At 50.1% G+C, this 14,285-nt stretch carries 10 protein-coding genes and 2 pseudogenes; 11 read left to right on the top strand and 1 reads right to left on the bottom strand.

Translation table 11 applies throughout. The features are described from left to right. The first annotated feature begins 100 nt into the window (after window positions 1-100). The 10 genes from AC07VS_RS06070 (at window position 101) to AC07VS_RS06025 (ending at window position 13,363) form a co-directional block, all read left to right on the top strand. Window positions 101-2,392, top strand: coding sequence for a GumC family protein (locus AC07VS_RS06070; protein WP_494750448.1), 2,292 nt, complete (start codon window positions 101-103; stop codon window positions 2,390-2,392). A gap of 36 nt (window positions 2,393-2,428) precedes the next feature. Next, complete coding sequence (locus AC07VS_RS06065; RefSeq protein WP_494750447.1) at window positions 2,429-3,166, top strand: tyrosine-protein phosphatase; 738 nt, start codon at window positions 2,429-2,431, stop codon at window positions 3,164-3,166. Window position 3,167: 1 nt separating this feature from the next. Further along, window positions 3,168-3,692 (top strand): hypothetical protein, encoded by a 525-nt coding sequence (locus AC07VS_RS06060; protein WP_494750446.1) that lies wholly within the window; start codon window positions 3,168-3,170, stop codon window positions 3,690-3,692. A 115-nt stretch (window positions 3,693-3,807) separates the two neighbouring features. Next, the gene (locus AC07VS_RS06055) at window positions 3,808-5,208 is read left to right on the top strand and encodes a UDP-glucose dehydrogenase family protein (protein WP_494750445.1); all 1,401 of its coding nucleotides are present in this window, start codon (window positions 3,808-3,810) and stop codon (window positions 5,206-5,208) included. 15 nt (window positions 5,209-5,223) lie between these two features. Continuing rightward, window positions 5,224-6,687 carry a mannose-1-phosphate guanylyltransferase/mannose-6-phosphate isomerase gene (locus AC07VS_RS06050; RefSeq protein ID WP_494750444.1) on the top strand — a complete coding sequence of 488 codons (1,464 nt, stop codon included), beginning with the start codon at window positions 5,224-5,226 and terminating at the stop codon, window positions 6,685-6,687. 117 nt (window positions 6,688-6,804) lie between these two features. Then, window positions 6,805-8,133: an undecaprenyl-phosphate glucose phosphotransferase gene (locus AC07VS_RS06045; RefSeq protein WP_494750443.1), complete on the top strand. Its 1,329-nt coding sequence runs from the start codon at window positions 6,805-6,807 to the stop codon at window positions 8,131-8,133. Window positions 8,134-8,738: 605 nt separating this feature from the next. After that, entirely contained in the window at window positions 8,739-9,809 is a 1,071-nt protein-coding gene (locus tag AC07VS_RS06040; RefSeq protein WP_494750442.1) for a glycosyltransferase family 2 protein, read from the top strand. 6 nt (window positions 9,810-9,815) lie between these two features. Beyond that, complete coding sequence (locus tag AC07VS_RS06035) at window positions 9,816-10,622, top strand: WecB/TagA/CpsF family glycosyltransferase (protein WP_494750441.1); 807 nt, start codon at window positions 9,816-9,818, stop codon at window positions 10,620-10,622. Further along, complete coding sequence (locus AC07VS_RS06030; RefSeq protein WP_494750440.1) at window positions 10,600-12,069, top strand: hypothetical protein; 1,470 nt, start codon at window positions 10,600-10,602, stop codon at window positions 12,067-12,069. Before AC07VS_RS06035 ends, AC07VS_RS06030 begins: the two co-directional genes overlap by 23 nt. Window positions 12,070-12,163: 94 nt before the next feature. Beyond that, the gene (locus tag AC07VS_RS06025; protein ID WP_494750439.1) at window positions 12,164-13,363 is read left to right on the top strand and encodes a lipopolysaccharide biosynthesis protein; all 1,200 of its coding nucleotides are present in this window, start codon (window positions 12,164-12,166) and stop codon (window positions 13,361-13,363) included. Between the two features lie 111 nt (window positions 13,364-13,474). On the opposite strand, the pseudogene AC07VS_RS06020 reads toward AC07VS_RS06025, so the two are convergent. After that, window positions 13,475-13,726 (bottom strand): annotated as a pseudogene (locus tag AC07VS_RS06020) (transposase); the annotation flags it as partial. Window positions 13,727-13,823: 97 nt separating this feature from the next. Between AC07VS_RS06020 and AC07VS_RS06015 the strand changes: the two are divergent. Beyond that, a pseudogene (locus AC07VS_RS06015) lies at window positions 13,824-14,285 on the top strand (IS110 family RNA-guided transposase); the annotation flags it as partial.

Here is a 14,285-nt window from a genome sequence, read left to right as displayed (position 1 = left end):
CAGATGCTTGAGCCTTTTGTAAAGGCTCTACTTGTATCTGTAATTGATAAATATGGCCTCATGCCCATGGGTGAGGTTGCCTGAATTGAGTCTGTCACACATGTCTTTGATTACACAACCTTCTGCCGAGTTGCCGCATAAGCACAAGCAGATTTCATTGCACGACCCGGATGACGAGGCCAGCAAGCTTGACTTGGTGGAATACTGGCGCAGTATCACTAAGCGCAAGTGGGCTATCTTAGCGTTTGGCTTGGTTGTCGCTTTGCTGGCGGGTGTGATTGTTTTTGCACTTACCCCTGTTTATCGGGGTACGTCGACTGTATTGATCGAAGCCAACAAAAACAAGGTGGTGTCGATTGAAGACGTGTACAGCGGTATCAGTCAGAATCGCGAATATTTTCAAACCCAGGTTGAAATCATCAAGTCGCGCGAAGTCGCCATTCGCGCCATCCAGGTGCTGAAGCTTTGGGATTATCCTGAGTTTGATCCCCGTGCCAAAGAGAAAAGCCAACTGCATGAATGGTTGGAGAAGCTGGGTGTCAGTGACGAAGTCGAAGGCAAGGATTGGACAGACACCTCCTTAGCCGACGCTGTGTACTTGAAGTTCAGCAAACAGCTGGCGATTGAGCCTGTTCGCTTGAGTCAGCTTGCCAAGATCAGTTTTGAATCAAGCAGCCCCGCATTGGCTGCATTGGTCGCCAACACCATCGCAAACACCTACATCGAAAACGATCTGGATGCTCGCTACAAAATGACCAAGCAGGCCAGCGGCTGGTTGCAAGAGCGTTTGTCTAGTCTCAAGACCAAGCTCGACGAGTCCGAGCGCAGTCTGCAGAATTACCGCGAGAAGGCGGGCATTGTGGATGTGAAGAGTGCTGCCCAAAGCGGTGCCGGCAAGCAGATTGAAGAAGTAACCCAGCGCTTGGTTGAGACCCGTTTGCGCCGTGCCGAGGCAGAGAATGCCTACAACCAGATCAAATCGGTGGGTAAAAACGGCGATTACAGCAGCCTGCCGGCGGTTGTCCGTAACAACAATGTGTCTGATGCGTTGAAGGCCCAGGCCGAGGCCGAGCGTACCATGTCGGAGGTGGCGCAGCGCTATGGCTTCGAGCACCCGAAGTACGTTGCTGCTGAAGCCACACTCAAAAGTGCGCGTGACAACGTCAAACGCCAGGTTGAATCTGTTGTGGGCAGCGTCACCCGTGAATATGAAGTGGCTGTGGGCACCGAGCGCGCGCTGGAGGGCACACTTAACAGTGCCCGTGGCAGCATCCAAAACTTGAACCGCAAAGAGTTTGAATTGGGCGTGTTGGAGCGCGAAGTGGATTCGAACCGCCAGATCTACGACATGTTCATGACGCGGGCCAAAGAGACCAATGTGTCGGGTGACTTGCAAAGTGCTGTAGCGCGGGTAGTAGACCCTGCGGTGGTGCCCATCAAACCCGTTAAACCGCAAAAGCCCCAAATCATTGGCATTGCTTTTGTACTGGGCTTGTTCATTGGGGTACTGGTATCGCTGTTGCTTGACCGTTTGGACAACACCATCAAGACCACAGAAGATGTCGAATCCAAGCTCAAAGCCCCGTTGTTGACCACTTTGCCGTTGCTTGACAAGGGCGATACCGACCGGGTGGCCAGCGCTCGCCTGTTTCTGGATAACCCTAAATCCATTTACTCGGAGGCGATTCGCACGGCGCGTACCGGGGTACTGCTGTCAGCGATTGATGTGCCCAACCGCATTTTGTTGGTGACATCAAGCCTGCCGGGCGAGGGTAAAACCACCTTCTCGATCAACCTGGCCCTGGCCCACTCGCAAACCAAGCGCACGCTGCTGATCGATGCCGACATGCGCCGCCCCGCCATTACCAAGGGGTTGGATTTGGCGCCGGGTGCCAAGGGCTTGTCTGAGTTGGTGGCGGGCACTGCGGTGTTGGATGAGTGCTTGCAGGCTGTGCCTGGCAGTACCTTGAGTGTGTTGGGCTCGGGCCGAATCCCGCCTAACCCGCTGGAACTGTTACTGTCGCAAAAGTTCAAGGCGACCTTGGATGAATTGGCTGCCATTTACGACATCATCGTGATCGATTCGCCCCCTGTGGAGCTGGTGAGCGATGCGCTGGTGATCAGCGCGCATGCCACCGGTGTGATTTACGCCGTCAAGGCCGCCGACACCCCTTACCCATTGGCACGTAAGGGCCTGCAACGCATTCGGCGTGCCGAGGGCGAGATCATGGGCGTGGTGCTGAACCGCTTTGACTTCAAGCAGGCCGAAAAGTACTACGGCGAATACTCGGGCTATGGCAAGTACGGCTATGGCAAAGGCGGCTACCAAGCCGGCTACGGTGAAGCCTATGGCAGCGAGCCTGAAGGCAAGGCCGCCAAAAAGGCGGCTTAAGCCCTTGTCCTTGAATTGACAGACCTCATACCGCCCATGACTGCACCGACCGGCATCATCGATCTGCACTGCCATTTTTTGCATGGCATAGACGACGGTGCCCGCAACCTAGCCGAGTCGCTCGATTTGGCCCGGGCTGCGGTGGCCGATGGCATCACGGCCAGCGCCATGACGCCGCACATTCACCCCGGGCGCTACCCCAACCAAAAGTCTGTGATTGCCTTGCACGTGCAGGCTTTTCAGCAGGTGCTGAACGAGCAGGGCATTCCGCTGGCTGTGTACCCGGGGGCCGAGTTGCGGGCCTCTGATGAATCGCTGCAGCAACTGGCCGATCATGAGGTGCCGTTTTTGGGCGAGCACAAGGGCATGAAGGTGTTGCTGCTTGAGTTTCCGCACCAGGGCTTGCCAGTCTGGGGCTTGGGCTTTGTGTACAAGCTGCTGGAGCAGGGCATTCGCCCTTTGATTGCCCACCCCGAACGCAACAAGCATGTGATGGCCGATGTAGACCGCATTCAGCCCTACATTGCGGCGGGCTGCTGGCTGCAGGTGACCGGCGGCTCGTTGTTGGGTGATTTTGGCAAAACCTCCGAAAAGGCCGCCTGGGCCCTGATGGAGCAAGACGCCGTTGCTGTTGTGGCCAGCGATGCCCACAACCTGGATAGCCGCCCCCCGCACTTGGCGGCGGCCCGTCAGGCGGTTGAAGACGAATACGGTGCCCGGCGGGCCGATCGCCTGTTCAGGGCCACACCGGCCAGCATTTTGGGGCTGGGCTGACATGACCAAACTGCACCCCCGCCAATACTTGCAGTGGGCGCTGTTGCTGGCAGGCTTGCTTTTGTTGGTAGCCGCAGCCCGCACCCTGTGGCCTGCAGCCCTGGCCGACTTGGGCACTGTCCGCGCCCGTGCTGGTGTTGAGCAATGGCGCAACCACCCGCGGCCCGTGCCGCTCAAAGAATGGGGCGCCTGGCGGGCTGACTTGACTGCTGGAATTGCCCTGACGCCCAGCGATGCGCAACTGCACGACCTGATGGGCTACCTGTATGGCACCTATGCCCTGCAGGCCAAAGGGGCCCCTGATTTGGCACGTGATTTTTACCAGCAGGCCTATACCAACTTCAGCCAGGCAGCCACTTTGCGGCCCATGTCGCCCGATTTCGCGCAGAACGCGGGCTTGGCCGCCAAGCTCAGTGCCCAGCCCGATTTGCAGGCCAAAGGGCATTTTTGGGATTGCCGAGCCGTTGCCTACACCGCCGCCGGTGTTGCATTACCGAATGAATTGGTGGCAAGCAGGTGCCACTGATGGGGTACAGGCATGTGTGTTGGTGGTGGGTTGCGTCTGTGTGCATCGGTGCAGGCGCTTGCAGTCAAGGGTGGGTCATTATTTGAACTTATCCTTCTACCCGGAGGTTTACTAAATGAACGTAACAGTAATTGGTGCAGGTTATGTGGGCCTGGTAAGCGGTGTGTGTTTTGCAGACCTGGGCCACCATGTGATGTGCGTGGATGTGGATGCCACCAAGGTGGCGCTGCTGAACAGCGGCGGTGTGCCCATTTACGAGCCCGGGCTGGACGCCTTGATTGCCCGCAACCGGGCGGCAGGCCGCCTGAAGTTTTCAACCAGCATGGCCGAGGGCGTGGCCCACGCGCCGCTGCAGTTCATTGCTGTGGGTACACCGCCCGACGAAGACGGGGCAGCAGATTTGCAGTATGTGTTGGCCGCGGGCCGCAGCGTTGCCCAGCACATGAATGAATTCACGGTGATTGTGAACAAATCTACCGTGCCGGTGGGCACGGCTGGCAAAGTGACTGCGGCGGTGGCCCAGGTGCTGCAACAGCGTGGCGTGTCGGTTGATTTTGCCGTGGTGTCTAACCCCGAGTTTTTGAAAGAGGGCGCGGCCATTGACGACTTCATGCGCCCCGACCGCATTGTGGTGGGCGCGGCAGAGGGCCCCTTGGGCGACCGGGCCTTTGAGGTGATGCGCAAGCTGTATGCCCCCATCAACCGCAACCACGACCGCTTGATGCGCATGAGCATCCACAGCGCCGAGCTGACCAAATACGCTGCCAACGCCATGCTGGCCACGCGCATCAGCTTTATGAACGAACTGGCCAACCTGGCCGACGAGGTGGGGGCCGACATCGAGCAGGTGCGCCTGGGCATTGGCAGCGACAGCCGCATTGGCTACAGCTTTTTGTATGCCGGCACGGGCTATGGTGGCTCGTGCTTTCCGAAAGACGTGCAAGCCTTGCGCCGCACCGCTGCCGAGTGGGGCCACCCCATGCGCGTATTAGAGGCGGTAGAAGAGGCCAACCAGCACCAGTTTGATGTGCTGGTGCGCAAGCTGCGCGCCCGCCTGGGCGACGATTTGCGTGGCAAAACCTTTGCCATCTGGGGCCTGGCATTCAAACCCAACACCGACGACATGCGCCAGGCCCCCAGCCGCCACATCATCAAAGAGTTGCTGAACCGCGGTGCCAGCGTGCGCGCTTACGACCCCGTGGCCAAGGCTGAGGCCCAGCGCAGCATTGCGCTTGATTTTGCAGGCGTGCCCGAACTGCTGCCCCGCGTGGCTTTTGTAGACACTGCGGCAGATGCCTTGCAACAGGCCGATGCCCTGTTGCTGGTGACCGAGTGGAAAGAGTTCAGAGGCTTTGATTTGCAGAAGCTGCGCCAAAGCCTGCGCCAGCCCATCGTGTTTGACGGCCGCAATCAGTACGACCCTGAGGCCGTGGCTGCCGCGGGGCTTGAATACCACGGCATTGGCCGGGGTAAGCCGGTTGTGATGGCTGCTACTGACCACACCCAAAAAGCATAAAAAGCGGGGTAAATTTTGACAACTTTGGTTCAACCCTTGATCTTGTGCGGTGGCTCGGGCACCCGCCTGTGGCCTTTGTCGCGTGAGCAGTACCCTAAGCAATTGCTCAAACTGGTGGGCAGCAACAGCCTGCTGCAAGACACGGCCTTGCGCCTGAACAGCCTGGGGCAGGGCGGGGCGATGGCCCTGGCCGCCCCGGTGCTGGTGGGCAATGACGAATACCGGTTTTTGCTGGGCGAGCAGTTGCTGCAAGTGGGTGTCAAACCCGCAGCCTTGGTGCTCGAGCCTGTGGGCCGCAACACCGCCCCAGCCCTGACGCTGGGCGCCCTGGCCGCTGCGGCCAATGGCCAAGACCCAGTGCTGGTGGTGATGCCGGCCGACCACGTGATTCAAGACCAAGCCGCTTTCAAGGCCGCCGTGCTGCAGGGCATGCCCCTGGCCCAGGCCGGCAAGCTGGTGACCTTTGGCATTGAGGCCACGGCCCCCGAAACCGGCTACGGCTACATCCGCAAGGGCGCTGCACTGGCTGAAAGCGCGGGCGCTTATGGCGTGGCCGAGTTTGTAGAAAAGCCCAATGCGGCCACCGCCCAGCAATACCTGGCCAGCGGCCAGTTTTATTGGAACGGCGGCATTTTTGTGATCAAGGCCTCGGTGTGGTTGGCCAAAATGCAAAGCCTGCAACCCGCCATGCTGCAAGCCTGCCAGCAGGCCTTTGAGGCCCGCAAGGCCGATGCCGACTTTATTCGCCCCGACAAGGCTGCCTTTGCGGCCTGCCCATCCGACTCGATTGACTACGCGGTGATGGAAAAGCTGGCCAGCGCCCAGCACAACACCGGCGAGGTGGTGGTGGTGCCCCTGGCGGCCAATTGGTCAGACGTGGGCGCCTGGAATGCGGTGTGGGACATCAGCGCCAAAGACGCCAACGGTAATGCGTTGCAAGGCGATGCCTTGGTCATCGACACCCGCAACACCCTGGTGATGGCGCAATCGCGCCTGGTGGCCTGTGTGGGTTTGGATGACGCGGTGGTGATCGAAACCCCAGATGCCGTACTGGTAGCTAGCCGCAGCCACATTCAAAAAGTGAAAGACGTGGTTAACCACCTCAAGGCCACGGGCCGCACCGAGGCCGGCAGCAGCCGCAAGGTGCACCGCCCCTGGGGTTGGTACGACAGTGTGGATGCGGGCGACCGCTTTCAGGTCAAACGCATTGTGGTCAAACCCGGTGCGGCCTTGTCGCTGCAAATGCACCACCACCGTGCCGAGCACTGGATTGTGGTGCAAGGCACAGCTCAGGTTACCCGTGGCGACCAGGTGTTTTTGGTCAGCGAAAACCAAAGCACTTACATACCCTTGGGTGAAAAGCACCGGCTAGAGAACCCGGGCAAGCTGCCGCTAGAGATGATTGAGGTGCAAAGCGGCACCTACCTGGGCGAAGACGACATTGTGCGGTTTCAAGACGTTTACGGCCGGCAGGCCTAGTACCCATGCCTAGGCTGCAGTGGGGCAGCCTTTTTATTTTGTAGCGCGAATCTGGTTGATCACAACCGAGGGAGGGATTTTTTGGCTACGTTCTCAATGAGAAGTTCAGCTTCGCTCATGCGCTTTGCTGTGCATGCGGTCGATTGGTTTGCCTTTGCGGGTGCAGGGCTAGCCGCCTATTTGTGGCGTTTTGATGGCGAGGCCGTGCTGCCATTGCCCCAGGTGTATGCGCTGCTGATCATTCAAATGGCCACCTTGATGACCCTGGTGTCGTCTGCCGTGTACCGCAATTGGCGCGGGGGGCAGTTCAAGGCCATGCTGGGCCGCGTGGGGGTGAGCTGGGTCATCACCTGGGCCTTGCTGATGACATGGCTGGTGTTGACCAAAAGCAGCGGTGAGTTTTCTCGCATCTGGCTGTTGACTTGGGCTGGTACGTCACTGGGCATCTCTTGGCTGGCCCGCCTTGGCGTGTTTTTGATCATGAGCTACATGCGTGGCCGCCAGGTTAACCACATGCGCGTGCTGCTGGTGGGCGGGGGTGGGCCAGTGGCCGCCATACGCCGCCGCGTTAAAACCAGCACCTGGACGGGTTACGACCTGACGGGCGTGGTGTCGATGGACGATATTGATGCCCTGCATTACTCACTGGGCCAGCTAGACCCCGATGAGGTGTGGATTTGCCCACCCGCCAACGACATGAGCAGCATCCAGCCCGTGCTCAATGAATTGCGGCACAGCACTGCCAACATTCGCCTGGTGCCCGATATGGGCGCGTTTCAAATGGTGAACAACGGCCTGAGTGTGGTGCTGGGTATGCCCATGCTCGACATCTCCAGCTCGCCCATGTCGGGCTTTAACCTGATTGTTAAGTGGCTTGAAGACAAGATTGTGGCCAGCCTGATCTTGGTCTTGATCTCGCCCATCTTGGCCGCGGTTGCCATTGCCGTGAAAGTAACGTCGCCGGGCCCTGTCATCTTCAAACAAAAACGCCATGGCTGGAACGGTGAAGAAATTGAGGTCTACAAGTTCAGAAGTATGGTGGTGCACAACGAGCACACGGGCCATGTCACCCAGGCTAAAAAAGGTGATTCGCGCATCACCCCGTTAGGTGCCTTTTTAAGGCGCAGCAGCATGGACGAACTGCCTCAGTTTGTAAATGTGTTGCAAGGCCGCATGAGCATCGTGGGGCCGCGTCCCCATGCAGTGGCACACAACATGCAATACCGCGAACTGATCCCCCGCTACATGCTGCGGCATAAAGTCAAACCTGGAATCACGGGCTGGGCGCAGGTGAATGGCTTGCGTGGAGAAACCGATACGGTTGACAAAATGGAAGCCCGAGTTCAGGCTGATCTTTTTTACATTGAAAACTGGTCGGTTTGGTTGGATCTGAAAATTATTTCAATGACAGTATTTAAAGGATTTTTCTCGGCTAATGCTTACTAGAATTGACGTGCACTAATTTTCATACAGAAAATTATTTCTTGCTATTGAAAAAATTATGTGCCGCCTGCTTCTTTTCCGTAACTCGCTGTTTGATATATATTCGGCATGGAGGTATTGAGTTCGGTTTTTATGGTTGCCTTTGATATTTTTTGCAAGATGAATTTCATTGGATCATTCGCACTAATTTGCTTATAAGCCGAAGTGTTGGATAAGTAAGATATCTTTTATCTTTTTCGATGGCTTTAAGAATAAAATTTTATTTTTGGATGCGAGATTGGCGGGTCATCATGTTTGAAGTATTTTATTTTCTGCCTCACCACCGTGGCTGGCCTGTTAAATATGGGCAAGATAAGATCCTCTATTTCTGCGTGATTTTTAGGAGAAATTGGTTGTTTTTTCTCGCATTAAATGGATTTCATTTATATGCGGGTTGGGTTTTAATGAGATTTAAATTTCTATAAACTTTTTCGATGTTATTGGTGTGATTTAAGGTTGAAAACGCATTTTGCGTATTTTGGTGCAGAAGCTACTCAATTGAGTAATCTGAAATTAATTTCGTGCGCTATTTTTTCTGCTTTGAATGAAAATTTATTGATGAGGATTGTATGAAAGAAAATAATCAAAATCTTGTAGAGACCGCCCGCTTGAGTTCATTCGATTGGTGCGAAAGAATCGACAGTGGTATCGGCATCCGGAATGAAAGACTAATTCTCATATGCGTACTTCGGGATGAAGGTTTGAGAATTAAAAGCTTTATTGAGCATTATAAAAAGATAGATGTTCATGCCTTTGTGTTTATTCTAAATAGATCCCGGGATGATACTGAATCAATATTGCTTGATTTCGCCGCCTGTAATAGTGGGGTTGTTGTGTTGAAAACAAATCAATCATTCGCGGAAAATAATCATGGAATTGATTGGGTTAACGCTGTAGCAAATCACTATGCAGATGGAAGATGGGCTCTTACGGTAGACTCAGATGAGCTTATACAGTATCCAAATTGGGAATTGAAAGGGATGGATAAAGTCCTCGATTACCTGGATAATAATGGCTACGAAGGAGTCGGTGGTTTTCTTTTGGATCATTATCCGGAGAGATTTCCCTCTAATTATAAGGCTGGCGATTCATTGCTTTCATCATGCCCATGCTTTGATCGTAAATACCGTTTCTTTAAATTTCCTTCTGGTTTTTCAAGAAAATCACCTAGCTTTGCTGTGTTTGGTGGACCGAGAGCTCGTGTAGTTTATGAAGGTCGCCATACCTTTATTTCATCTTCTTTTGAAAGGTTCAAGAGATTATTGAAGTCCCGCTTTAATTTGCGTGGATTTTCAGTGAGCGTCCCACCGCTTTTGATTAAAATCCCGTTGATTAAGTGGCAGGCTGGGAGGACATTTTATTATTCAAATCATCGAAGCACTAAAGTCGTTGAGGCTGACTTTATTTTTGTAATCAGTCATTTTAAATTCTTGCCAGACTTTGAGGAGAAGGTCTCGAATGCCATTCGAGACGGAAGTCATTTTAATGGGTCGGAGGAGTATAAAAAGTATGCGGCGTATTTTTCCGAAAATGGTGGATTGAATTTTTATTCGAATCAAAGTGTAGTTTATAAAGATTCTCTCCAATTGAATGATTTTGGGTTTTTTGGTAACTCGAAAAATTTTATTGAATTTGAGTGAGATTGTATGAATTGCACGTATGAGAATAAGGAAATTCTTTCGGTCCCCAAATCCTCTGTTGGAGGGGTGGAAGCTGCGGCGTTAAATCGAGATCAATGGGCGAAACTCCTTTACCGTGCTGCACTTTTGAAGAGAAATAACCCTGCTTTACGCCCGTTTCTATTTAGCTCTCTTAATGGAAATATCGTTTCAAGATATCATTCTGATATGAATCTTAGGCGATACATGGGGAAGGTGGATCTATTACAGGTCGATGGGATGTCTGCAGTCTTTGCTTCGAGATTATTCTGTCAAGTCCCGTTTCCCGAACGAGTTGCAACCACGGATTTTTTTCATGATGTTGCAAAAGAGTTTGCAAGAGATAAGCATGCGCGTTTCTATTTTTTGGGAGGGACACCAGAAATATCTCGCGCCACTTTGGAGGTAGTTAATAAAAAATACCCTGAATTAGAAATCAATGGCCGGGACGGTTACTTTCAGGAGTCATCATTGCCTGATGTTATCAAATCTATTAATAAATTTAGACCTGATGTGTTGTGGGTTGGTTTAGGTGTCCCTTTGGAGCAGAAATTTTGTTATGAAAATCTAGATAAGCTTTGCGATGTTGCTGTCATTAACACTTGTGGCGGGCTTTTCGACTTCATTTCTGGGAAAAATATACGAGCACCTCTCTTGATGCAGAAATTGGGGGTCGAGTGGCTTTTTAGATTGGCTTTAGAGCCTAAAAGATTATTTTGGCGATATTTCACCACAAATATTCACGCCATGTGGTGCTATATAAAAATAAGGAATGGAGAAAATTTTGAAAAGTAATCGCGATAATTTTTTTGCTGCATTTGTTTTTCTTGTTTTCGTTCCCTTTTGTATATTTATTTTTCCATTCAGTAACATAATATCTTATGTTGCAGTGATTTTCTTTGCTGTTTTGGTTTTTTTGAGATTTAATAAATTCTTATTCCCTATTTTGATGGGTTTTTTGCTGTTTCAGAACTTTTTTGTGTCCCTTATATCTCCTGTTTTGGATATGGCTGGGGATGAGTTTGATAAAATACGAGGTTTGTCATTTCTATTTCTTGGTGTTGTCTTTATTTTTTGTTATTTTGATATTATTCGTGTGCACCTAGGTTCCTCCAGTTTTAGGGGGCGTATATTTTGGATCTTGACTGTTTGTATTGGATTCGTATTCTTATATGGTCTGTGGGGCTTATTCGCATATGGCTCTCCAGCGGCTGCATACATCAGAAATATCGCTAATCCGGTGGTGATGCTAGTTGTAGGTATTTATCTGGGTAAAGTTGGATACAAATTGGAGTCATTTCCTACAGCATTTTTTCTATCTGTGCTAATAGGCTTTGGATTTTTGGAATTTTTAAATCAGGATTTTTTGTACAATCTGATTAATGGTGATGTTTATGCGTATGCTAGAGCGCGTGATGCAGTCACAAGCGAGTTTTGGGCAAAGAATGGCGATATTTCCGCAATGTTGAAGAATGAAGTTCCGCTTTTGAATTTGAACTTTTTCGCTGAATGGGGCGTTTATGTCGTTCGGCTTGCGGGACCAAATTTTCATCCTATAACCTATGCTTATGCGATTGCGTATTTTTCTATTTTGCAGATGGCTAGAGGAAAATTGGTTTATTTTATTGCTGCAATTCCACTATTATTAATAGTTGGTTCAAAGGGCGCGATTGTTACTGTTCTATCAGCCTGTTTTCTTGTTTTTGCACCTGGAAATCTAAAGGCGAAATGTAAATTTATCGCTTATGGATTAATGATTTATATTTGTTTCGCAATAATATGGGGTGGATTTAGTGGTGATTTTCATGTTCTTGGATTTTTTGCAGGGGTGAAAAGTTTTGTTGGTAATCCATTGGGCTACGGGATCGGTCATGGCGGTAATATTAGTGGTTCCTGGTCAGAGCTGAATTGGTATGATGCTCAATATCTTGGATTTACAGAAGTTGCTGTTGAAAGTGCGTTTGGAGTAATGCTGGATCAAATTGGATTTGGTGCATTCATTTTTTATTGGTTATTCATTTATATAGCATACATTCTTGTTGATTTTTCTTGTAAAGCTAATGATGTTTTTGGTTGCGTAGTTGGAATTTCTATTTTTTCAATATGCTTAAACGGAGTCTTACAAGAGGAGGCGATTTTCTCGCCTATGGCGCTATCTCCATTTTTCATAAGTGCGGGCATTATGTTGTTTTCTGATTCCGGAGAGGGATATCTTAAATTCAATAAATTTTATCGAGTTTAAGATGGCTAGAATATCAAAAGACTTAATTTTCGCATCTCCGTATTTATTTATTAGAATATTTGGATCTCTTCTTACTTATTTTTGGATAATTTATTTGAAAAGAATTTTGCCTTTCGAGCAATTTCAGAACTTCAATATCTTTATTAATTTGATTTCTTTTTTGGCTGTAGTTTCTATTTTCGGACAAGATTCTTTCTTGCTCAGAACTTGGCCCAAATTACTGATTTCTAAGGGATCTGAGCATTTGCAGAAGGGCTTATTTTTCTTTGGCTTGAGTTCTGTTCTCTTGTTTTCAATTTTGACATTTTGTTTTTATTTTGTCTATTTGAAAGTTGCGGGCAAATGGTCCACGGGAACGGATTTATTTCTTGATTCGCTTTGCTTTTTGGGGTTGGCGTATTTGGCGTATCTTTCGCATTTTATTCGTGTGCAATATGGGTCGGCAGTCGGAGATTTTTTCCGTGAGATTTTTTCAAAAATCTTGATGATTCTTTTTTGTGTCGCAGCATATTCTTTCTGGGGTTACATTGATATATTAATAATAAAATCAATTTTTCTTTTGGCTCTCATTGTATGTTTGATCATTGGCGTGCTTTTCCTCGGGAAGAAGAGATGGTCTTTATTTGGACGCTCTGAAGTTCGACTGCGTGAATGGGGTTGGGTTTCGTTTGGTGTCTATCTTGGTCTTGTTTGTGACGCTGCTTCGCAATTTTTGGATCCAGTTATAATTTCTTCTTCAGTGAGTCAGCATGCATCAGTAGTTTATTTTTTATGTTTGAAAACAGGAAGCGTATTTGCCTTGGTTTCCGGTGGTATTAATATGTATTATGGACCAAAGTTTTCACGTTTGTTTTCTGTTGGTAATCATGTTGAATTGAGAAAGTGCTTTCTGGAAATATTTTCTGTTTTGTCGATATTCTATTTTTTGATAATACTCGGAGTATTTTTCTTTGGGGATGTGTTTATGGATTTAATAGGGTTGTCGTATCGTGATGATTTTTACATATTAATTTCTATTTGTGCTTCTTCGTTGGTTATGGGGCTTATTTGGCCTATGGTAGCGCTTGTTAACTCATGTGGGTATGTTTATTTTTGGTTTTTTATATCCTTTTTTATATTTTTGGCTAAATTCTTAATTTTTTATCTCTTGGCGCCTTTGATTGGTTTTTATTTGATACCATGGATTGTGCTGTTTGTGGTTTTGGTTGCCTTTGTTGTTATGTTTCGTGAGGTTATTGTTATTTCCAGTAAGGATTCTTCATTGTTGAAATCTTCCCATCCGCATGGGTACTGATTTTTAAACTTCTACACTATTATTTGTTTTGATTCTTTTTGCAATTTTGTGGGCAACTCTTGTCACTCTTTTTTATGAGTTCCCATGATTTGGATGTTTAACCCGGCGGAATCAAGCAGCAAGTGCAACACTGGGTTTTTGAGTTGAGGAATTGGGGGGAATGAGCTTGTGCAAGTAGACACTGATGGGCGAGTAAACCCCGTGGATAGCGTGCGGGCGGTTGTTGAGCCGGTCGGCAATTGAATGGAGCTGCTCCTAGCTGTGTACAGACAGGTCTGAGCTCTTGGGCAAGTATTGGCATATCAGGTCGTTAGTGTTCTCGCAGGAGCTGCTCTGCCATGGGCTGTGCGGGTCGCAGAAGTGCGTAAGCAATGGGATGAACGCTCCCACCGTTACCGTGGCACCAATGTGCCAAAGTGGGATCGCTGATCATTCGCTTGAACCGAGAGGGGTGTCCAGCATGGAACTTACGACCGCTGGCATTGACCTGACCAAGAACGTATTTCAGGTCCACGGAGTTAGCACGCATGGCAAGGCGCTGGTAAAGATACAGCTGCGCCGGGATCAGGTGGCGGCCTTCTTCGTGAACATCCCGCCTTGCCTGATCGGCGTTGAGGCCTGTGGCAGTGCACACCACTGGGTGCGGAAGCTACAGGCAATGGGCCATACCGTTCGCTTGATGGTCTCGCAGTTCGTGAAGGCCTACGTGAAGACCAACAAAAATGATGCTGCCGATGCGGAGGCGATATGTGAGGCGGTTGCGTGCTCAAATATGCGCTTCGTGCCCGTCAAGAATGCTGAGCAGCAGGCCGTACTAGCGCTACACCGTGTGCCATGGCTTTGTGAAGGCACGCACGGCGCTGGCAAATCAGATCAGTGGCCTGCTCTCCGAGCTCGGACTCATCGTTCCCCAAGGCATCCC

It is taken from the genome of Curvibacter sp. GW821-FHT01G03 (genome assembly GCF_059422285.1).
This window is presented reverse-complemented; position numbering and strand designations above follow the sequence as displayed.

Coding starts and splice junctions, on each gene's coding strand:
- AC07VS_RS06070 (WP_494750448.1), top strand. CDS start 101: ATGTCTTTGATTACACAACCTTCTGCCGAGTTGCCGCATAAGCACAAG.
- AC07VS_RS06065 (WP_494750447.1), top strand. CDS start 2,429: ATGACTGCACCGACCGGCATCATCGATCTGCACTGCCATTTTTTGCAT.
- AC07VS_RS06060 (WP_494750446.1), top strand. CDS start 3,168: ATGACCAAACTGCACCCCCGCCAATACTTGCAGTGGGCGCTGTTGCTG.
- AC07VS_RS06055 (WP_494750445.1), top strand. CDS start 3,808: ATGAACGTAACAGTAATTGGTGCAGGTTATGTGGGCCTGGTAAGCGGT.
- AC07VS_RS06045 (WP_494750443.1), top strand. CDS start 6,805: ATGCGCTTTGCTGTGCATGCGGTCGATTGGTTTGCCTTTGCGGGTGCA.
- AC07VS_RS06040 (WP_494750442.1), top strand. CDS start 8,739: ATGAAAGAAAATAATCAAAATCTTGTAGAGACCGCCCGCTTGAGTTCA.
- AC07VS_RS06035 (WP_494750441.1), top strand. CDS start 9,816: ATGAATTGCACGTATGAGAATAAGGAAATTCTTTCGGTCCCCAAATCC.
- AC07VS_RS06030 (WP_494750440.1), top strand. CDS start 10,600: ATGGAGAAAATTTTGAAAAGTAATCGCGATAATTTTTTTGCTGCATTT.